18 protein-coding genes are annotated in these 20,300 nt (G+C 33.8%); 6 read left to right on the top strand and 12 right to left on the bottom strand.

Annotated elements, in window-relative coordinates:
• Window positions 1–18: 18 nt before the first annotated feature.
• Window positions 19–1,257 carry an LVIVD repeat-containing protein gene (locus AC07XU_RS06185; protein ID WP_494942746.1) on the top strand — a complete coding sequence of 413 codons (1,239 nt, stop codon included), beginning with the start codon at window positions 19–21 and terminating at the stop codon, window positions 1,255–1,257.
• Between the two features lie 41 nt (window positions 1,258–1,298).
• Here the strand turns inward: AC07XU_RS06185 and AC07XU_RS06180 are convergent, their stop codons facing one another.
• A complete protein-coding gene (locus AC07XU_RS06180; protein ID WP_494942745.1) occupies window positions 1,299–2,837 on the bottom strand; it encodes a glycoside hydrolase family 10-like protein in 1,539 nt (512 codons plus the stop codon).
• Between the two features lie 211 nt (window positions 2,838–3,048).
• Between AC07XU_RS06180 and AC07XU_RS06175 the strand changes: the two genes are divergently transcribed.
• Window positions 3,049–3,954: a DUF8428 domain-containing protein gene (locus AC07XU_RS06175; protein WP_494942744.1), complete on the top strand. Its 906-nt coding sequence runs from the start codon at window positions 3,049–3,051 to the stop codon at window positions 3,952–3,954.
• Window positions 3,955–3,961: 7 nt separating this feature from the next.
• Here the strand turns inward: AC07XU_RS06175 and AC07XU_RS06170 are convergent, their stop codons facing one another.
• The 4 genes from AC07XU_RS06170 to AC07XU_RS06155 form a co-directional block, all read right to left on the bottom strand.
• Complete coding sequence (locus AC07XU_RS06170; RefSeq protein ID WP_494942743.1) at window positions 3,962–7,696, bottom strand: sensor histidine kinase; 3,735 nt, start codon at window positions 7,694–7,696, stop codon at window positions 3,962–3,964.
• Between the two features lie 16 nt (window positions 7,697–7,712).
• Entirely contained in the window at window positions 7,713–8,597 is an 885-nt protein-coding gene (fabD, locus tag AC07XU_RS06165; protein WP_494942742.1) for an ACP S-malonyltransferase, read from the bottom strand.
• 117 nt (window positions 8,598–8,714) lie between these two features.
• Window positions 8,715–9,350: a GTP cyclohydrolase I FolE gene (gene folE / locus AC07XU_RS06160; protein ID WP_494942741.1), complete on the bottom strand. Its 636-nt coding sequence runs from the start codon at window positions 9,348–9,350 to the stop codon at window positions 8,715–8,717.
• A 74-nt stretch (window positions 9,351–9,424) separates the two neighbouring features.
• Window positions 9,425–9,835, bottom strand: a complete 411-nt coding sequence (locus tag AC07XU_RS06155; protein WP_494942740.1) for a 6-pyruvoyl trahydropterin synthase family protein — start codon at window positions 9,833–9,835, stop codon at window positions 9,425–9,427.
• An 88-nt stretch (window positions 9,836–9,923) separates the two neighbouring features.
• Between AC07XU_RS06155 and mqnB the strand changes: the two genes are divergently transcribed.
• Both mqnB and AC07XU_RS06145 read left to right on the top strand, forming a co-directional pair.
• Window positions 9,924–10,547 (top strand): futalosine hydrolase, encoded by a 624-nt coding sequence (gene mqnB, locus AC07XU_RS06150; protein WP_494942739.1) that lies wholly within the window; start codon window positions 9,924–9,926, stop codon window positions 10,545–10,547.
• 38 nt (window positions 10,548–10,585) lie between these two features.
• Complete coding sequence (locus AC07XU_RS06145; protein ID WP_494942738.1) at window positions 10,586–11,437, top strand: 1,4-dihydroxy-6-naphtoate synthase; 852 nt, start codon at window positions 10,586–10,588, stop codon at window positions 11,435–11,437.
• On the opposite strand, the gene AC07XU_RS06140 is transcribed toward AC07XU_RS06145, so the two are convergent.
• The 7 genes from AC07XU_RS06140 to AC07XU_RS06110 all read right to left on the bottom strand — a co-directional run bounded on the left by AC07XU_RS06140 (window position 11,438) and on the right by AC07XU_RS06110 (window position 17,704).
• Complete coding sequence (locus AC07XU_RS06140) at window positions 11,438–11,815, bottom strand: hypothetical protein (RefSeq protein WP_494942737.1); 378 nt, start codon at window positions 11,813–11,815, stop codon at window positions 11,438–11,440. It lies immediately after the preceding gene.
• Window positions 11,816–11,818: 3 nt separating this feature from the next.
• Window positions 11,819–13,051: an ABC transporter permease gene (locus tag AC07XU_RS06135; RefSeq protein WP_494942736.1), complete on the bottom strand. Its 1,233-nt coding sequence runs from the start codon at window positions 13,049–13,051 to the stop codon at window positions 11,819–11,821.
• Between the two features lie 53 nt (window positions 13,052–13,104).
• Complete coding sequence (locus AC07XU_RS06130) at window positions 13,105–13,743, bottom strand: MBL fold metallo-hydrolase (protein ID WP_494942735.1); 639 nt, start codon at window positions 13,741–13,743, stop codon at window positions 13,105–13,107.
• A gap of 27 nt (window positions 13,744–13,770) precedes the next feature.
• Complete coding sequence (gldD, locus tag AC07XU_RS06125; RefSeq protein WP_494942734.1) at window positions 13,771–14,349, bottom strand: gliding motility lipoprotein GldD; 579 nt, start codon at window positions 14,347–14,349, stop codon at window positions 13,771–13,773.
• Between the two features lie 110 nt (window positions 14,350–14,459).
• Window positions 14,460–15,203, bottom strand: coding sequence for a shikimate dehydrogenase family protein (locus tag AC07XU_RS06120; RefSeq protein ID WP_494942733.1), 744 nt, complete (start codon window positions 15,201–15,203; stop codon window positions 14,460–14,462).
• 189 nt (window positions 15,204–15,392) lie between these two features.
• Window positions 15,393–16,160 (bottom strand): phosphosulfolactate synthase, encoded by a 768-nt coding sequence (locus tag AC07XU_RS06115; protein ID WP_494942732.1) that lies wholly within the window; start codon window positions 16,158–16,160, stop codon window positions 15,393–15,395.
• Between the two features lie 140 nt (window positions 16,161–16,300).
• Window positions 16,301–17,704, bottom strand: coding sequence for a tetratricopeptide repeat protein (locus AC07XU_RS06110; protein ID WP_494942731.1), 1,404 nt, complete (start codon window positions 17,702–17,704; stop codon window positions 16,301–16,303).
• Between the two features lie 246 nt (window positions 17,705–17,950).
• On the opposite strand from AC07XU_RS06110, the gene AC07XU_RS06105 reads away from it, so the two are divergent.
• Window positions 17,951–18,415 carry a nuclear transport factor 2 family protein gene (locus AC07XU_RS06105; protein ID WP_494942730.1) on the top strand — a complete coding sequence of 155 codons (465 nt, stop codon included), beginning with the start codon at window positions 17,951–17,953 and terminating at the stop codon, window positions 18,413–18,415.
• A gap of 94 nt (window positions 18,416–18,509) precedes the next feature.
• Window positions 18,510–20,051 (top strand): L-piperidine-6-carboxylate dehydrogenase, encoded by a 1,542-nt coding sequence (gene amaB / locus AC07XU_RS06100; protein WP_494942729.1) that lies wholly within the window; start codon window positions 18,510–18,512, stop codon window positions 20,049–20,051.
• The last annotated feature ends 249 nt before the right edge of the window (window positions 20,052–20,300 follow it).

The following is a 20,300-nucleotide window of genomic DNA, read 5'->3' as shown; positions in this document are numbered from 1 at the left end:
GCTTAAAACCAATTAATTATGAAAAAAAATCTCCTTAACTTATTGCTACTCACAGTAACAATATTAACGTTTAGCCATTGCAAAAAAACGCCAAGTGCTAAATATGAAACGATCCAAATACCCAAGATAATTTCTCTTGCCGATATGAGATCATTACCTGTTGGGATTACAAAAGCACAAACAGCTGTAAAAACAGGTAAAATTTATATTTACAATGATTATCTTTTTATCAACGAGCCAAACAAGGGCATTCATATTTATAACAATACTAATCCAAATAGCCCTGTAAACATTGGCTTTTTACAAATACCAGGCAATATAGATTTGGCTGTTCATAACAATATCCTTTACGCAGATAGCTATGTAGATCTCTTGTCTTTTGATATTTCATCAATAAACAATATTAAATTGGTTAAAAGATCTCCAGAAGTTTTTAAGCAGTTTTTAATTCAATATGCTGCAGGACCGAAAGTTTTAACCTACAAAGACACTGTAATTAATACCAGCGTTTCTAACAACAGCAAAAAAGATGCAGTGTTTATTAGTGTTAACGCAAGTAGTTATGGCAGCAGCGGTCAAGGTGGCTCTATGGCTAGATTTACACTTTTAAATGATTACTTATATACTGTTGGTATTAATGATTTAAGTCTGTTTAATGTGCAAACTGCAGCCAACCCAACCTTTGTTAAATCCATCAAATTAGATTGGGGCGTAGAAACTATTTTCCCTTATGAGGAAAAGCTTTTTATTGGCACAAATACCGGCATGCACATTTTTAATGCTACTGACCCTGCAAATCCTATTAAATTAAGCACCTACGCACATGTATTTGCCTGCGATCCGGTTGTTGTACAAGGTAAGTATGCTTACGTTACATTAAGAGCGGGTACAAATTGCAGACAAGCTATAAATCAATTGGAAGTATTGAACATTGAAGATCCAACAAAACCTAAACAAGTGGCAGTTTTCGCTATGCAAAACCCACATGGTTTAAGTGTTAGCGGCAACAATTTATTTTTATGCGAAGGCGATTTTGGTTTGAAAAGCTTTAGTATTACCGATAAAAACTCCATCAGTAAAAACCTATTGCAACATTTAAAAAACATCAAAAGCTACGATGTTATTGCTGGTCCAAAATCATTAATTGTTACTGGAGATGATGGCGTTTATCAGTTTAATTATCAAAATACAGCTGCGCTAAGCCAATTGAGCAAAATTAAAATTCAAAACCCTTTAAATAGATCATTTTTAAGGTGACGATAAATGGATAGCTTAATTTGAAGTTAAGCTATCCATTACTATTTTGCTTGTACACCTATTGGGCCACTAGCTTCACTTTCGTTCTTTAGCCTATCAAGTGCAGTAACTAAATAATTGTAGCGCTTACCTTTCTCAAAATTGGTATCTAAGTAAAAAGTATAATCTACATAGCTAATATTTACAATATTTTTAGGATTTAAAATATCGATTTTTTCACCTTCTTCAAAACGATAAATAACATATCCTGAAGCAGTTTCACCATCTGCAGCTGGCAATGGCTTTGCCCAATTAAGATGAATACCATCTGTTTTGGCTTCGGCTTTTAGGTTTTGAGGTACGTTTGGCATAACATCATCTAACCATGGCATTTGTGGCGGCAAAGCCGGATATTTATACAAATCGTTTCTTAAACTATCTGTAAAAGATTTAGCATTGGTTGATAAAGATTTAGAGCTAAAGTAAACACTACCTTGTACCCTACTATTAGCTCTTATGTATCTAATTTGTTTTGGCATTTCATCAATCTTTAGCCAAGTTAAATCGACTTTGGTTTTTGTATTAATTAAATAAGCCGCTTGGCCGATATATAAATGCCTACCAAAGGTATTATTGCTCCACCAGTCTAAAAGCACTCCAAATGGAGCTGCAGATCGGTTAAAGGTGAAATAAATTTGCGGATTAATATAATCTACCCAACCCTCTTTTATCCATTTTCTCGAATCTGCATATAATTCTCCGTAATTTGATAATCCGTTTGTTTTAGAACCTAAAGTATCTTCTCTAAAATTTCTCCAAATACCAAAAGGGCTAACGCCAAATTTTACGTGCTTTTTGTAATGGTGCACACTATCATTAACCATTTTAATCAATACATCAACGTTGTTTCTTCTCCAATCTGCAATATTTTTATACTCCCCTCCATATTTATTAAATGTAGCTTCGTCTTTTATAGTTTGGCCAGCAATTCGATAAGGATAAAAATAATCGTCAAAATGCACTCCATCTATATCATACTCTTTTACTACATCTAAAATTACTTGAGTTATGTATTCTTTAACTTCGGGTAAACCCGGATCAAATAATATTTGGCCGCCATAACGGTAAAAAAGCTCGGGTCTTTTTTTGGTAATATGGTTTTCGCTTGTGACTTGATTAGCAGACATTGTTGCTCTGTAAGGATTAAACCAAGCATGTAATTCCATCCCCCTTAAATGAGATTCTTTGATGGCAAAATCTAAAGGATCGTAACCAGCCGCAGGAGCTAAACCCTGCTTACCCATTAACCAATGGCTCCAAGGCTCCCTGGATTTTGCATATAAAGCATCAGCTGTAGGTCTTATTTGCAGCAAAATAGCATTCATACCACTTTTTTTATGCTGCTCTAAAATGCCTATCAATTCTTGCTTTTGTTGGTCTACAGTAAGGCCTTGTCTCGATGGCCAATCGATATTAGTTACAGTGGCTACCCACACCCCTCTAAACTCTCGTTTTGGAGCAATTTTTGTGGAATTTTGTGCAAATGCGTTAATCGAGATTGTTAAAAGGAGGAAAAATGTACAGATGTAGCCTTTATTCATTATAATTTATGTAGCGTAAATTCGTTTATTAAATTTATCGATTTTAAATTTCACGTTGTTTTAATTAGTTGTTTAAACGCATTAATTAACAATTTGTGATACAAAAGTGCTATTAATTTTAACACATTTCGTTTTTTTATATTATGTTAGCTGTTCTGTAAGATTTAATTATTAAGCCTAGATTAAGGCTAAAAAAGATATTTTATTAAATATGGAAGACCAAAGCCCTGTAAATAAGGTTGATAGAAACAAAGTTTATTTTCTGGTTGTAGTAATAGTTGCGCTTTTAGGAATTAACGCCTATTTATATATAAAGGACCAACAGCAAAGTAGTAGGTTTGTTACAGTAAACACCGAAAAGGAACGGTTAAACTTAGAGGTAGAGAAGATTGAAGCCGAGCTGGATAAAGTTACACTCTTAAATGTAAATTTAAACGACCGCCTTACCCAAGAAGAGAAACTAGCCCGCGATAAAATTGCTGAACTTAAACTTGCTTTGCAAAAAGGTAAATTAACGCAGGGCGATTTAGACGATGCACAAGAGCAAATCAAAGAGCTGAAGGTTTTTGTTAAAAATTATAATGATCAGATCATTCGTTTAGAAAGAGAAAATTCATATTTAAAATCTGAGCGTGATAGTCTGAAATCTACTGTGGAGGCTTATAGCGATAAAACAGACAATTTAGAAAAGGAGAACGAAAATCTAAACGCCAAAGTTAAAGTTGGAGCCGCATTAAAAGCTTCAGGCATAAATGTAGAAGCTTATAGAGTTAAAAGTAGTGGCAAAAACATTTTAGTAACCAGAGCAAGTACAGCCAATAAGTTAACAGTTAAATTTAGCATTGTCCCCAATTCTTTAGCAGAAAAAAACTATCATAAAGTTTATCTACGCGTATTTGATCCGGCAGGAAATCTAATTGCGAATGAGAATAACTTTTTCCAGATAGATGGCCAACAAATGCAATATAGTAGCGCTATAGAATTTTCATATAATGATGATGACACGAGTTATAAAATCGATTGGGTAAATCCTAAAGAATTTATGAAAGGCACATACGCTATCATTTTATATGCCGATGGATACATTATGGGGAAAAGTCAAATAGATTTACGATAGGCCATTTTTAGCCTACCAAGGGGAAATTTAAATAGAAAGTAGTTCCTTGGTTTTCTACAGAATTAAATTCAATTGAGCCTCCTGCATTCTCTATTGCCTGCTTTACAAATGCCAAACCTAACCCAGTACCCGATGATTTGGTAGTAAAATTTGGAACAAAGATTTTATCTTTTAAAATATCGCTAATACCTTTTCCGTTATCTTCAACTTCAACATAAACGCGTTTATCATCGTTAATAATCTTAATTCTAACTACACATTTAGCTTTGCCTTCGCTAGCTTCAATCGCATTTTTTAAAAGGTTATTAAATGTACGCAGCAGCTGATCTTTATCCCCCAAAACCATCGCCTTTCTGTTGGTACGGTTTAAAACATTAATTTCTACATTTTCTGAAGAATTGAACACGGCTATAGCCTGTTCTATTATAGGTAGCAATTCCAAATGCTCTAACTTGGTATCAGGCATTTTTGCAAAATTAGAAAACTCAGAAGCGATGGTAGCCAGGCTGTCAATTTGTTCAATAAATGATTTGTTAAAACTTGCAAATTTCTTCTCGAAGTTAGGGTCATTCTCTTTCCAAGATTTTTCTAAAAGCTGAACACCCAATTTAAGTGGCGTTAAAGGATTTTTAATTTCATGAGCTACTTGCTTTGCCATTTCTCTCCATGCACTTTCTCTTTCAGAACGAGCTAGCTTAATTGCGCTTAACTCTAAGGCAGAAATCATTTTGTTATATTCCTTAATTAACAAACCAATTTCATCTTGCCTATGCCAAACTATAGGTTGGTTCTTCTGCCCTAACTTTGTACGTTTAATATTCTCTTGAATAAAAGTAAGCGGACTTGTAATTTGGTTTGCTAAGAAAACAGCCAAAACCCCAATCAAAACAAAAACGAGTGCGTAGATATTTATCAATGTATTAATGAAGAGCCCTATTTTCTCATTGTAATCTGCTTCATTCTCATAATAAGGCAAGCCAATATAAGCAACGGTTTGGTTTTGAGCATTTCTAATTGGAGCATACGCAGCAGCATATGTAAAATCACCAATTTTTTCTGCTGTATTTAAAAACTCCGAACGTTGCAATTTACTCAAATTAATGTAAGCCATTGGTCCCATACGCTTCCCCAAAATACCATAATCGTACATTTTTGGTAATGAAGTTAATAAGAGTTTTCCGTTAATATCATAAAGATTTAAGTAAGCAGCGTTAACATCTGCAAACTGATTAAACTCATAGCCAGCTTTATCATCAACCCTTAAGCCCGAGGTTAATATCTGTTTTTGATAGGATAATTGTACTTTTCTAATCTTTTCTCTAATCGATTCCTTTTGCTGCTTTTGATATTCGTTTTTGATGTATGAAAAGGTGGTAAAACCAACTATTAAAAGCGTGGCCACTACCGATAAAACTACTGATAGCTGAATTCGCGTTTTGTATAGAATTTTGTTAGCATTAATCATTAAATACCTATTAATGTTAAACCAACCAGCTTTGCTATCTTCTAAGTTTTTCGCTACCCATAAAATGATATAGATTGTAATGCCAAATAGTATGAAAACCAAAAAGAAAAAAGACAATGTAGCCAACCTAACTACGTAGGGCATTTTTTCTTTGCTAATTACAATTAATTTAGAGTTATCATACTTTCTTATTGCATGACTGTAACTGATATTATTTGACTCTTCGTTTTGAAAAACAACATCGTTTAAAGCACCTTTATACTCATTTGTATTAACCATTGGGTAGGTGAATTTACCCGATTGGCTATACAATTTGTTGTTTTTATAAAAGGCTAAAGAATACTCGCTAAAATCTTCATCACTCTTTAATTTTCCATCAATTAATAATTCTGGGAAACGAGAATTATAATCATAAGATTGAGAGGTGAGCTCGATAATTAATGTTCCCAGATAATTCTCCGAATCAAAAACTGGAATAATTCCGAAATAGTTTTGATAGCCAAAAGTATCGTTTATACGGTATGAGAAAGTGGTTTCTGCAGTTCTTATAGCGCCAGATTTTACTAAGTTTTTGTATTTGGTAATTGGAACTGAATTATTTTCACTTTTTAAACTAAAATCTGCAGCATTATATTCATATAGCTTATATTCAAAACGAGATAAATAGCCATCCAAATATTTCTTATTAATGTAATTATGAAAACTTACCGTTTGTAATGAACTAGGATTTTTAAAATAGTCAACAACTAAAGAGTCTCTTGTAATCCCTAATTCTAAGGTATTTATTGCATTAATAACCTTCGGATCATCAGAATTTTCTAGTTTTAATGCGATATCTCTTCTTGTACTTCGCTCTTTTAAATCAATAAACTTGGTGTACTTAATTGATGTCAAAAAAGCAATACATAAAAAAAGGATAGCAAAAACACCTATAGAAAACTGACGTTTCTGAATGTAGTTGTTATATGCAATTACAAATATTAATAATGCATATACTAAGAAAAACACCGTAAAATCACCAATTAACTTATAAGCAAAGCAAACAGTAAGCAGACTTAAAAAAACAAGTAATCTAGCTTTGTGGCTTAAATTTAACTGCTTACTTAATTCTAAAAAAACATTAATTATAAGGTAAAAGACAAACCAAGATAAGCAAAGTATTAATATACTTATCCAGCTGATAAACCCTAAATTGATGATATTGGTGATGTCAAAATTTATTTTTGAGTTGTTAATGAGCCCGAAGAAAACATCATCAATAATAAAAGCGATTAAAGCTAAAATTAGCAAAAAGACAATATGACAAGCTATTGCGAAGATTTTGTTCTGTTTAAGCCTATTTGAAAAAGTATACTGAAACCGATGAACGTAGATGAAAAGTGAGATCCATGTAATGGAAATCATATGCAAAAGCAAATCACCTAGAGAGGGTAAGAATTCACTTTGAGCGTAAATTGATGGACTAAAGATTTCTAACGTAAATTGATGGTTAAACCAAAAGAACTGTAAATCTGATAATCTGAATGCTAAAAAAAAGATAATGAGAACGGAAGTTCCGGCAACCAAATATCCTTTTCTTGCTAAGTACGTTGCATAAGAATTAACAAATAAACAAATACAAAATAGGCCAATTACCCAAAGCCAAACTTGTACTGTAGCGTAAATGTTTTTTGAAAATTCATCGCTTAGCTTAACTGCAAAAAGATAATCCTTATTTAAATTAAATATCTCTTTTGCGTTTTTATCAGTAAATGAAGCTAAATTTAAGCTATTATTGCTAAAGAGCTCAGGTGCAATTCTATTTTTAAGGTATTGATTTTCAATGCTAAATTGTGTCTTTACAGTAATTAAGAAGATAAAAGTATATTGATTATCTGTTTTCTTAATCACCTCATAAAACCCATTGGCGAGAGGTTGAAATGTAGACCCTTCTTTTAGCCTATTGATGTTTTGAGGAAAAGTTTTGACAGAACTCCAAAACTGCAGCTCATTGTTTTTATAAATTAATAGATTGATACCGTTATTGCGGTAACTATCTATAAAACTTAAAGCTAAATTGCCGTTGTTGCGAAAAGTTTTTAACTCATTTAACTTTTGGTTATCAGTTAAAAAACTTTGAACAGTTCTTTCCTTAACCGCTAAATTTTGCTGTAAATTTTGAGCTTCATGGAGTAGGAGGTCATTTTGGGTAATCGAATTGTTTAAAGACAATGCTGTTGCAATACAGCAAATGCCTAAAACCAGTAATAAGAACCTTATTTTACCTCCTACACTCAACTTTAATTTTTTTAGTTTATAACGCTATTGCAGCACTACTTGTTTGTACTTCTCTACTTACTTTTTTAACCAAGCCTTGTAACACACTTCCTGGCCCTACTTCTACAAAGTCATTCGCTCCATCAGCAATCATATTTGTAGCAGTTTGTGTCCATCTTACTGCGCCAGTTAATTGAGCAATTAAATTTTCTTTAATTACAGCAGCATCTGTAGTTGGCTTTGCATTTACGTTTTGATAAATTGGGCAAATAGGCGAAACAATATGAGTTGCTTCAATAGCTGCTTGTAACTCAATTTTTGCTGGCTCCATTAATGGCGAGTGAAATGCACCACCAACATTTAATTTTAATGCTCTTTTTGCTCCCGCAGCAGTTAATTTTTCGCAAGCTTCATCAATACCTTCTATACTTCCAGAAATTACCAATTGTCCCGGACAATTGTAATTTGCTGGCACAACTACCGCCTCAATGTCTGTACAAATTTCTTCAACAACATGATCTGCTAAGCCTAATATAGCTGCCATGGTAGATGGTTGTAACTCACAAGCTTTTTGCATTGCATTTGCACGTGCAATAACCAATTTTAAACCATCTTCAAATGATAATGCGTTTGCAGCAACAAGGGCGGAAAACTCACCCAATGAATGTCCTGCAACCATTTCTGGCTTAAAATCATCTCCCAAAACCTTTGCTAAAATTACCGAATGTAAAAATATAGCTGGTTGGGTAACATTAGTTTGTTTAAGCTCTTCATCGGTTCCACCAAACATGATATCGCTAATGCGGAAACCAATAATTTCGTTCGCTTTTTCAAATAATTCTTTAGCTAATGGGTTTTCGTAAAGGTCTTTACCCATTCCTACAAATTGGGCGCCTTGACCCGGAAAAATATATGCTTTCATTCTTTAGATTTGAGATATGAATATTGAGATTTGAGAAAAACCCAAATCACAATCATCATATTTTCTATTTATTTTTTTTATAGTCTATAGCAATTTTAAATCGGAGAAGTTTGGTATTTAATGCAAGTTTGCAGTTATCAACCTTAAAAACTCTGCTCTTGTTTTATCATTACTTAAAAATCCGCCAGTAAAGGCCGATGTTGTAGTTACCGAATTTTGTTTTTGTACACCACGCATTGCCATACATAAATGCTTACACTCCATTACCACTGCTACGCCAGCTGGCTGTAAAGTATTTTGTATACAATCTCTAATTTCATTGGTTAAGCGCTCTTGTACCTGTAACCTGCGAGCAAACGCATCAACAACCCTAGGTATTTTGCTTAAACCCACAATATGTCCTTTCGGGATGTATGCGATGTGAACTTTACCAAAAAATGGCAACATATGATGTTCGCACATTGAAAAAACCTCAATGTCTTTTACCACCACCATCTGACTATAATCTTCTTCGAACATTGCAGAGCGAAGAATTTGAGCTGGATCTACATCATAACCATGCGTAAGATATTGCAAAGCTTTAGCAACTCTTTCTGGTGTTTTTAACAAACCTTCTCGTTCGGGATTTTCACCTAATTGCGTTAAAATATCTTTGTAATGAGAAGCTACAGAAGCAATTTTAGCATCGTCATAACTTTCTATTTTTTGATAGCCCAACGCCTCTTCGTCGTGATTGTATTTATCGTTTTCCATTTAATAGCGAATATTGATAGAAATACCCTAAACCTGGGTTTATTAATCTTAATTTATCAACTTATTTAGGCTGATTAACCTAAATACTCAACAAAATTATTTTCAGTTTCGTAAAGTTTAATGCTGTGCAAAATTGCACCACCTTCTTGTATCAATGGCATCAAAATATCCCAAATAGCAATGGCCAAGTTTTCTGTAGATGCCAGTTGATCTTTCATAAAATCTACATCTAAATTTAAGTTTCTATGGTCTATTTTATCAACTACATTTTCGTTTATAATCTTTTTAAGCCATTTCAAATCAACCAAAAAGCCTGTTTCTGGATTAATTTCTCCTTTAACAGTAACATAAAGCTGATAATTATGCCCATGCCAATTTGGGTTAGCGCACTTACCATAAACCGCTAAATTTTTCTCGTCGCTCCAATCTTTTCTGGCTAATTTATGAGCGGCATTAAAACTCTCTTTTCTTGTTATATAAATCATTGTTAGCAAATAAAAAACAAATATACGGATTAAGCACTAAGCAAAAAGAGTAATACATTTTATCAATCATTATTTTTAAATTAGCTGCATGAAGATCCTCATTGTGGCTGCAACAGCTAAAGAAGTAAATCTTGTTTATGAGCATTTTAACATCTCTCAAAATGACTTTGTACAACACCCAAAGTTCGACTTATTAATTACTGGTGTTGGGATGACTGCTACAGCCTTCTCACTTGGCAAAAACCTAAATAGCGATTACAGTTTAGTGCTAAACGTTGGCATTGCAGGTTCGTTTGACACAAACATCCCATTGGGAAGTTTAGTAAATATTGTAAGTGATACTTTTGCAGAGTTAGGGGCAGAAGATAATGATGCTTTTATTAGCATTGATGATTTGGGATTTGGAAAAAGCACCTATGAAGCGAATTTTGAATACGCTGCTTTGCCAACAGTTAACTCCATTACTGTAAACAAAGTACATGGCAACCAACAAAGTATTGTGCAACTGCAAAATAGGCTACAGGTACAAACCGAAAGCATGGAAGGTGCAGCAGTTTTTTTTGCCTGCGAGCAACTAAACCTGCCCTGTTTACAAATAAGAGCAATTTCTAATTATGTAGAGCCAAGGGCGAAGGAAAATTGGAAAATTGGTTTAGCGATAAAAAACTTAAACCATTGGTTAATTGACTTTATCACAAACAATGGTTTATAAATGACCATTTAAAAGCATTTATCCTTTAATTTTGTCTTATGAAACTTACTCTTGGTTTTTCGCCTTGCCCAAATGATACTTTTATTTTTGATGCTTTAATACATGGCAAAATTGATACGGAAGGATTAAGTTTCGATGTATCTTTTGATGATGTAGAAACCCTAAATCAAAAAGCTTTAAATGGCGAATTAGATATTACGAAGCTAAGTTTCCATGCATTTGCTTATGTAGCCAATCAGTATGCTTTATTAAATGCTGGTAGCGCTTTAGGTTTTGGAGTTGGCCCACTGTTAATTTGCAAGAAAGAGAACAGAGATCGCATCAACTCAAATCTCAAATCTCAAATTTCAAATCTCAAAATCGCTATCCCTGGTAAATATACAACTGCAAACTTTTTATTAGGCGTGGCTTATCCGCAACTGCGGGATAAACAAGAAATGTTATTTTCTGAAATTGAAGATGCGCTATTAAATGATGAGATTGATTTAGGCTTAATCATTCATGAAAATAGGTTTACCTACCAAGACAAGGGCTTATACAAAATAATGGATTTAGGCCATTTTTGGGAAGAATTAACCAGTTGTGCCATCCCTTTGGGAGGAATAGTAATTAATAGAAATTTACCTATTGAGATACAGCTAAAAGTGGATAGATTGCTTAAAAAATCAGTTGATTACGCTTTCGCAAATCCTAAATCGAGTTTGGCATTTATTAAGGAACATGCTCAAGAAATGGATGAGGCTGTAATGTATAAGCATATTGAATTATACGTAAACAAATACTCTATTGAGCTTGGCGCAGACGGCAAAAAAGCAATAGACACTTTATTTGCACTGGCGATGAAGAATAATGTTATATCTGAAATTACTAAGAACTTATATGTAGTTTAGTTATTGTGAGCAAGGCCCTTCTGGAATTTCTTTGCTTATTTTAATCACCTTTGTTACCACCATTGTAGAATCGTAATCGGCATTAATTGACGTGTCTGATTTTATGAAATGACACTCTGCCTCAATATAAACTGGGGTATAAGGTTTCTCAAAGCCTAAATTACTATAAGCAAGTTCTAAAGTATTTGCACTATCTGCCACCCAATATTCTTTACTTTCTATACAATCGGTAAACGACTTAATTTCTGGGCCGAAACTGTATAATCCCTTTACTATTGTTGGTTTACTATTTTCATCAACTTTTTTCTCATTATTACATGCATATAATAATATGATAGTAGCAAAAAAGGCAATAAATAGTTTTTTAGAGGTATTCATGTTTTAAAGATCTTTATTTAAGTGGTCTATCTTCTTTACGCTTAAATTTGATGCCAAAGCCGATGCAATGAAAGAAAAAATACTAACAGTTACAAAAACGAGTACAAAATCATTTATTTTAAATGCAATTGGATATGCATTAGAAACCAATAAATTTTCTTCTCCCATTTTAAAATAACCTGTACGCTGCTGAAACAAACAGAAGAGAAACCCAAATAATAATCCAAATATACATCCAGATAAGGTAATCATCATTCCTTCTAGCAAAAATATTTTTTTGATGAGCTTTTTACCTGCCCCCAAACTATGTAAAATTGATATATCTTTTAACTTATCAATTACCAACATAGTTAAAGAGCCTATAATATTAAATATGGCTATGATTAAAATGAAGGTTAAAATGATATAAACCATCCATTTCTCTGATCCTAAAACATTGTAAAGTGCCTGATTTTGCTGTATCCTCCCTTGTACGACAAACTTATTCCCCAAATTTTCGGCAATCTCAATTTTTAGTTTTTCAGCATCTACGCCATCTTTAACATTAATTTCAATGGCAGTTACAGTTTTGTCTTCCGTAAATAATTTGCGTGCAAAAGATAACGGTACTATCATTACATTATCAAACTCTTGCTGTACTGCAAATACACCAGCCGGAGGAATATTTAGTACAGTAAAATCATCTAACGGATTAATTGAACCAACTTTAATGTCTTTTTTGGGCGAATAAACCTGTAATTGCTCAAATGGATCTGCAACATTAACCCCTAAATATGCTTGTAACGACGAACCAATAACTGCATTTGCACCGCTTTTATTTTGAAGTACAAAACTGCCCTCAACCATAATCGTATCTAAACTCTTATTTTTCAAAAAGTCGTTACTAACACCTTTTATCAAAGCGGGTTGCTGTTTGTCATTATACCTTATTAAAGCATTTTCTGATAAAACCTCGGTAAATGAGGAAACGGATTTATTGTTTTTTAAAGAAAGGAAATATGTTGTGTTCGGATCAAATGATTTACCCTCTGCAGGGGCAATTAAAATTTGCGGAGTAATGGTATTGAACATTTTTAACACCATCTCTTCAAATCCGTTAAAAACCGAAAGGATAATGATTAACGCCGTGCTACCCACAAAAACACCCAATACAGAAATTGCTGAGATGATATTGATGGCATTGGTAGATTTTTTTGCAAAAAGATACCTCTTGGCGATGTAAAATGCGGTGTTCACGCTATAAAGATAAGGAAAAAAGGTGGAGGGTTTAAAGGTAGAGAATTAAAGCTTTACACCAAAAATGGGTTATTCATTTTCTCAAAACCCATGCTTGTTGATGGGCCATGACCAGGAAAAACTTCACAATCATCTGGTAATTTAAAAACGTTATTTTTAATGCTATCAATTAGTTGCTGATGATTACCTCCAGGCAAATCGGTACGGCCAATGCTTCGGTAAAATAGCACATCTCCACCAATTAAAAAGTTCTCATTTTTAGCATAAAAACATAAATGTGCTGGCGAATGACCTGGAGCAAAAATTAATTCTAGCTCGCTTTCCCCAAAACTAATTATATCTGTTTCTTCTAAAAAAACCTCGGGCTCTGGCGAAAGTTCGTAGCGCATCCCCATTTGAGGTGCGTAACTCGCTACAGATTGTAATACAGGCAACTCACCCTTATGAAATTGTGGCTTTAAACCCCATTGATCGAAAACAAATTTATTACCCAAAACATGATCGATGTGGCAATGGGTGTTAAGCAGTAAAACAGGTTTTAAGTTGGTTGCTTTAACAAAATTTACCAATTGGTTTTGCTCTGAACCATCATACATACCTGGATCAATAATTACACAATCCCCAGTTTCATCAAATAAAACATAAGTGTTTTCTTGGTAAGGATTGAAGGTAAATTTCTTTAAATTAATCATGTCGAAGTCTATTTTTTACAATGAAAACTAATTTTTCCACCTAAAGGTTTCTATTAATTTGTCGATATCTTGTTTAATGAATTTAACAACCGGCTGGATCGAGTCATATTGTGGGCGTTCGTTAAAATACAAAGCTCCTCTAAAATAATGTTTAACGCTATCCGTTAAAAAAAACTGTACTGAAGATGCTGTATTTCCTTCTATAGAATAATAAACGCCATAAACTTTCCTATCGGGATAATTGATAAATTTTTGATCAATTGCACTTGCTTTAACAGTATGTTTCATTGCCAACTCTCTAGCTAGTTCGGTCATTTTGCTATATCCTTCTGCAGAAAAAACACCATGATATGTCAAATGCAATTGTCCGTTAAATTGAGGAAAATTTAAATTGTTCCAGCAAGGTTGAGCATTTTTATCGGTATCAACCACCATTTTTGCATATGTTGGATAATCGAAAGTAAAAGGACAGTTAACGTTATAAGTTTGATACTTTTTTTCAGGAAACTTAATCCTAAAATATCCATTTGGTTTGGGTGTACTTGTGCTTTCGCCAGAGCAGGCGAGAAACGTTAAAGCAAAAAGAATTATTATGACTTTTCTCATTTATACTACATATTAAGAGCATCTGTTTCATGGTCGTCATACCCAACTTGATTGGGTATCGTAATGCTATAGCTTTAAAATTCCCACATGCGTGGGAATGACGCAACTTACTAGCTATTCCAAATCTCCCAAGAGCGTTCGGCTTGTAAATATAACATCTCTAAACCATTTTTAATTTTTCCGCCCTGCGCTTTAACTTTTGATAAAAAAACAGTTTCTTCAGGATTGTAAACTAAATCATAAGCCAAATGCTGATCAGTTACAAATTGGTAAGGAATAACAGGATATGAATCTAAATTTGGCAACATGCCCAATGGTGTGGTATTAATTAACACCGTATACTCACTTAAAATTGCTGGAGTTACAGCAGAATATAAAATGGCATTTGGTGCCGGATTTCTAACTACAGAAAGAAAAGAAATACCTAATTGGGTTAAAACATATTTAATTGCTTTGGCAGCACCACCATCACCAAAAATCAATGCTTTTTTGTGGTGCTTTTCTAACATCGGTTTTAACGATTCAGCAAAACCGTAAGCATCGGTATTGTATCCTCTTAAATATGGTTTTTCTCCACTCTGGTTAATAATTATGCAATTTACAGCCCCAATTTTTGCTGCTGCATCATCTACCTCATCTATAAACGGCATTACATTTACTTTATGTGGTATAGTTACATTTAAACCACAAAGTGATGAATTGTTAGCAATCAGTTCTTTAATTTCATCGGCATGAACAACTGGATACAATTCATATTTACAATCAGCTATTTCTTCGTTTTCAAATTTCTCAGAAAAATATTTCTTAGAAAATGAATGTGATAAAGGGAAACCTATTAACCCGAATGTTCTCATATTTTATAAAAAAACCGCCAACTAATGTCGACGGCAATTATTTTAGTTTGATGTCAGTCTGAGCGTAGTCGAAGACTAATTTATTTGCTTAATCTAACACAAATTCCTTCGACTGTGCCCAGGATGATATTTATGATTTTAGAAGTAAGCCTATTAAATTCTCAGACAGAAATTACGATTTACTATATTTTACTTCCCTTTATTTAAAAAATAATCAAAGGTATCGCCTCTTAAACCTAAACGAATAGTTTCTAAAGGAATAACTTCTGCAGGTGCGATGTTACCTAAATTAACATTGGTACCAATAAGTTTGATAAACCAAACCTGTTGCTCTTTTTGCGGCGCTTCCCAAATAATGGTTTCTTCTGGTATTTGCGTTAAAATTTCATCAACCAAACCTTCTCTAACCTCACCAGTACCACGATAAATCCCCACGTTTCCGCCCTCACGAGCTTCGGCAATAACTTTCCAAGAACCAGCTTCAATTTCAGCTTTCATCAAAGCAATCCATTTATAAGGAGCAAATATTTTAGCCGCATCTTTTGATCCTACTTCAGAAATTACAGTAACCTGAGTAGAAAGTTTTCTAATGAATTCGCATTTTTCATCGTGCTCAATATCCATAGATCCATCAGAAATTTCGGCATACTCCATACCAAACTCTTCTAAAACTCTACGATAATCATCAAACTGATTTCTAATTGCAAATGCCTCAAATAATGTTCCGCCAAAGTATGTTGGAATGCCTGCACTGCGGTAAATCGCTAATTTTTCTTTTAAGTTTGGGGTTACAAAAGAGGTAGCCCAACCCAACTTAACGATATCTGTATGCACACCGGCAACCTCTATAAAATCTTCAACTTGTCTCAGACTTAATCCTTTGTCCATCACCATAGTTAAACCTTTTTCTCTTGGTTTTACTGAGCGTTCTGGAATGTCATTTAATTTATAATTCATTTGTTTTTATTAATGTTGTCCATTTCTTAAATGGATACCAAATTCAATCTATAACAGATTAATTGGCGCTTAGCTATTTTGGTGCAAAGGTTATAAAAACTCTGCTATTTTTAAATTTTAGTTTTAAACGCTCTTTTTTACTATTTAATATACTTATTAATTACATTAATAATTAATCCATTATCTTGTAATTGAGGCAAATATTCAAATAAGATATAATGCTTATCAGGATCTGTAACCAAAGCGGTTTCTAAATAGGCTAATGCGTCATTAGATTGGCCTAAAGCAAACAAATAAGCTACCATTCGGTAATACAATTCTGCGGCATCAGGGTTATTTTTAATCGCATCAGCCATAGTTTCTGAAGCTTCTAGCAATTTACCCTGCTCGTATAAAACGGTAGAAAAATCTAACCAAGCTTCAATATCTAGCGGATTGTATTCTAAAACCTTATAATATGCCTCAACCGATTCTTCAATTTGTCCGAGTTTATAATAGGCATCTGCCATAGCAAACCAAAAATCTGGATTTTCTTCATCCAATTCTAAAGCCTTTTTATAAAAATGTAACGATTCGAAAAAACGCTCCTCGTGATTTAAAGTTACACCAATGCCAAACCATGCATCAGCCATTTTTGGGTCCATTTTTACCGATTTTTTATAGTAAGAACGGGCTTCATCCATCTTTTCTAACTTCTCGTAACACTCGCCAATAGCACAATAGGTATCTGCATTTGGTGGTTCGTACTCAAAAGTTTGTTTGTAAACATCTATAGCCTCTTGGTATTTATCCAATTGCACCAAAGCATTTCCTTTATTGTAATATGCTGAAGCAAAATTTTCTTTAATCAAGATGGCGTAATCGTAAGCATCAATTGCTTTTTCGAATAAATCTAGTTTATGAAAAGAATTGGCCAAATTGTACCAAGCCGCATAAGAATACGGATCATTATCTATATATTCTTGATAAAACTTAATGCTTTCTTCCTGTTTATCTAAAATGTCATAACAAAAAGCAAGTTCGTACAAACCGTCTTTGTTTTCCATATTTTGTTCTAAGCTTCGCTTGATATAAACAATCGCTTTTTCATAATCATGCATATTTTGATACACATAAGCCATTTGTAGCAAAATTTCATCTGTTGTTTCTGCCAAGCCTAATGCTTTCTCAAAATTTTCTAAGGCTTCTGCATGGCGATCTAAGTTTTGGTAAATATTACCACGCAAAACATAAATATCAGCTTCAGAGGCTTCTAACATTTCGGCTTTTTCTAAGGCCAAAAAAGCTTGATCTACCTGATTGGTAAATAATAAAAGTTGCGCCTGTTTAATTAAAAAAACCGCAGCGTAAGGATGTTGATTTAAAGCATACTCTACAACTTGTAGTGCTTTAACAGGATCGTTCTTTTCTATGTAATTGTCAATGATGTACTCGAAAGCTTGTGCATCAAAAAAATACTGATCCTGATTGCGGATCATCTCTTCGTAACGCTCTACACTATTCTGTGCATCATTATTAAAATCAAATTCAAATTCTTCTTCCATGTACTAAAAAATTTAAAGAACATCCTCATTATTTTAAAATCATTATAATTTTAACTAATTAAAACCCGACTAACGAAAATAATTTTCAACATACACACATCTCAATGGGATAATTAACTACTAGTAAAAGTTTTAGGTATGTTAAATGAGAATGCCAAATAGGCTTGTTCGTCTGCAGAGATGTTGTTCTTTTTATTGTTTGCAAAAATAGCATATATTTAGCTATAAATCAGTAAAATTCAAGTCATGAAACGGTTGTATATATTTTTTATCATCATCACACTAACAACAACTGTCGTTTTTGCGCAAAACCCAAATGAGGATGCAGCAGTTAAAGCCACCATAAATTTATTATTTGATGGCATGAGAACCGCCGATACCGCCATGTTGAAAAAGGCTTTTGCAGCAAACAATACCATGCAAACTATTGTAAAAACTAAAGATGGTAAAGCTGTGGTAAGAACAGAAAGTTTAGCTAATTTTATTAAAAGTGTTGGCACGCCGCATAGCGAAAAATACGACGAACGAATTGTATTTACCAAAATATTAATTGATGATAATTTAGCTAGCGTTTGGACAGATTATAAGTTTTACATCGGCGACAAGTTTAGCCATTGTGGTGTTAATTCTTTCCAACTTTTTAAGGGTGATGATGGTTGGAAAATTATTTATTTAATTGATACTAGAAGGAAAGATAATTGCAAATCGTAAAATACATATCCATCAAAGACTAATTATATAATTGGCTTTACTCCTTAATTTTTTGTTGTTTTGTATGAACCGATTTAAATCATAAAATCATCGTATGAAAACAAATATCAATGCTGTTTTAGAGCAGTTAGGCATTCAAGACATTAATCAGGCATATAGCACAGGCAGTAATTGGGGCAAAACCAATAGTGAAACAATCATCGAAAGCAACTCTCCAGTAGATGGTAAAAAGATTGCATCTGTACACTTAGCTTCTAAAAACGATTATGATATAGTAGTATCAACTGCCCAAAATGCTTTTTTAGAGTGGCGCAAAATTCCTGCTCCAAAACGCGGCGAAATGGTTCGTCAGTTTGGTGAAGCTTTACGTGAAAATAAAGAAGCATTAGGAACTTTGGTTTCATACGAAATGGGTAAAAGCTTACAAGAAGGTTTTGGCGAAGTGCAAGAGATGATTGATATCTGCGACTTTGCAGTAGGCTTATCCCGTCAGCTTTACGGCTTAACCATGCACAGCGAAAGGCCAAACCATAGAATGTACGAGCAATGGCATCCGATAGGAATAGTGGGAATTATCTCTGCTTTTAATTTTCCTGTTGCAGTTTGGGCATGGAATACAGCTTTAGCCTGGGTTTGTGGTAATGTTTGCATCTGGAAACCGTCAGAAAAAACACCTTTAACAGCAATTGCCTGTCAACATATTATTGAAAAAGTTTTAAAAGCCAACGAAGTACCAGAAGGTGTTTGTAATTTAATTATAGGCGATAGGGTAATTGGCGAATTGATGAGTAATGATACCCGTGTGCCATTAATTTCGGCTACTGGATCAACAAGAATGGGTAAAGCTGTTAGTGCTGCTGTTGGTGCTCGTTTAGGCAAAAGCTTGTTAGAATTAGGTGGTAACAATGCCATTATCATTTCAAAAGATGCCGATTTAGACATGTCTATTATAGGTGCTGTTTTTGGCGCTGTGGGTACTGCTGGTCAACGCTGTACCACCACAAGAAGATTAATTATCCACGAAAGTGTGTACGATAACTTTGTGGCTAAATTGGTTAAAGCTTACGGACAGTTAAGAATTGGCGATCCTTTAGATCAAAACAACCATGTTGGGCCTTTGATTGATAAAGATGCTGTTGCTAATTATTTAGATTCGATAGAAAAATGCAAAGCCGAAGGTGGAAAATTTATTGTTGAAGGCGGTGTTTTAACTGGCGATGAATATTCATCTGGTTGCTATGTTAAACCTTGCATTGCAGAAGTTAAAAACGATTATAAAATTGTACAGCATGAAACTTTTGCACCGATTTTATACTTGATTAAATATAACGAACTAGATGAAGCAATTGCCTTGCAAAACGGTGTTCCTCAAGGTTTGTCATCAGCAATTATGACTTTAAATTTGAGAGAGGCAGAGCAGTTTTTATCTGCCCAAGGTTCTGATTGCGGTATTGCTAATGTAAACATAGGCACATCTGGAGCAGAAATTGGTGGTGCATTTGGTGGCGAAAAGGAAACTGGTGGCGGCAGAGAAAGTGGTTCTGATGCTTGGAAAGTTTACATGCGTAGACAAACGAATACGATTAATTATGCAAATACTTTGCCGTTAGCGCAAGGGATCAAGTTTGATTTGTAACGTGATTTTGAGTTATCGTCATTCCCATGAAAACGGGAATCGTAATGCGATAAAATAAATATAATTTTAGTCTAGTTAATGCATTACGATACCCAGTCACTTGTCCCGAGTTTATCTCGGGAAGCTGAGCATGACAAAACTAGATGAAGCAAACAGAGAGCGCCGAAATTAATTTCGGCGCTCTCTGTTTTGGATATATGATAGAGTTATAATTTTTTGCTTCAGGTTATCTTTTCTGCTTTCTGTCTT

The organism is Pedobacter sp. GW456-11-11-14-TSB4, assembly GCF_059424425.1.
Note: the sequence above shows the minus strand (reverse complement) of the source record. Positions and strands in the feature narration are given on the sequence as shown.

Coding starts and splice junctions, on each gene's coding strand:
- folE (WP_494942741.1), bottom strand. CDS start 9,350: ATGGAAAACGATAAATACAATCACGACGAAGAGGCGTTGGGCTATCAA.
- AC07XU_RS06180 (WP_494942745.1), bottom strand. CDS start 2,837: ATGAATAAAGGCTACATCTGTACATTTTTCCTCCTTTTAACAATCTCG.
- fabD (WP_494942742.1), bottom strand. CDS start 8,597: ATGAAAGCATATATTTTTCCGGGTCAAGGCGCCCAATTTGTAGGAATG.
- AC07XU_RS06115 (WP_494942732.1), bottom strand. CDS start 16,160: ATGAATTATAAATTAAATGACATTCCAGAACGCTCAGTAAAACCAAGA.
- AC07XU_RS06185 (WP_494942746.1), top strand. CDS start 19: ATGAAAAAAAATCTCCTTAACTTATTGCTACTCACAGTAACAATATTA.
- AC07XU_RS06130 (WP_494942735.1), bottom strand. CDS start 13,743: ATGATTAATTTAAAGAAATTTACCTTCAATCCTTACCAAGAAAACACT.
- AC07XU_RS06175 (WP_494942744.1), top strand. CDS start 3,049: ATGGAAGACCAAAGCCCTGTAAATAAGGTTGATAGAAACAAAGTTTAT.
- AC07XU_RS06120 (WP_494942733.1), bottom strand. CDS start 15,203: ATGAGAACATTCGGGTTAATAGGTTTCCCTTTATCACATTCATTTTCT.
- AC07XU_RS06145 (WP_494942738.1), top strand. CDS start 10,586: ATGAAACTTACTCTTGGTTTTTCGCCTTGCCCAAATGATACTTTTATT.
- AC07XU_RS06155 (WP_494942740.1), bottom strand. CDS start 9,835: ATGATTTATATAACAAGAAAAGAGAGTTTTAATGCCGCTCATAAATTA.
- mqnB (WP_494942739.1), top strand. CDS start 9,924: ATGAAGATCCTCATTGTGGCTGCAACAGCTAAAGAAGTAAATCTTGTT.
- AC07XU_RS06140 (WP_494942737.1), bottom strand. CDS start 11,815: ATGAATACCTCTAAAAAACTATTTATTGCCTTTTTTGCTACTATCATA.
- amaB (WP_494942729.1), top strand. CDS start 18,510: ATGAAAACAAATATCAATGCTGTTTTAGAGCAGTTAGGCATTCAAGAC.
- AC07XU_RS06105 (WP_494942730.1), top strand. CDS start 17,951: ATGAAACGGTTGTATATATTTTTTATCATCATCACACTAACAACAACT.
- gldD (WP_494942734.1), bottom strand. CDS start 14,349: ATGAGAAAAGTCATAATAATTCTTTTTGCTTTAACGTTTCTCGCCTGC.
- AC07XU_RS06110 (WP_494942731.1), bottom strand. CDS start 17,704: ATGGAAGAAGAATTTGAATTTGATTTTAATAATGATGCACAGAATAGT.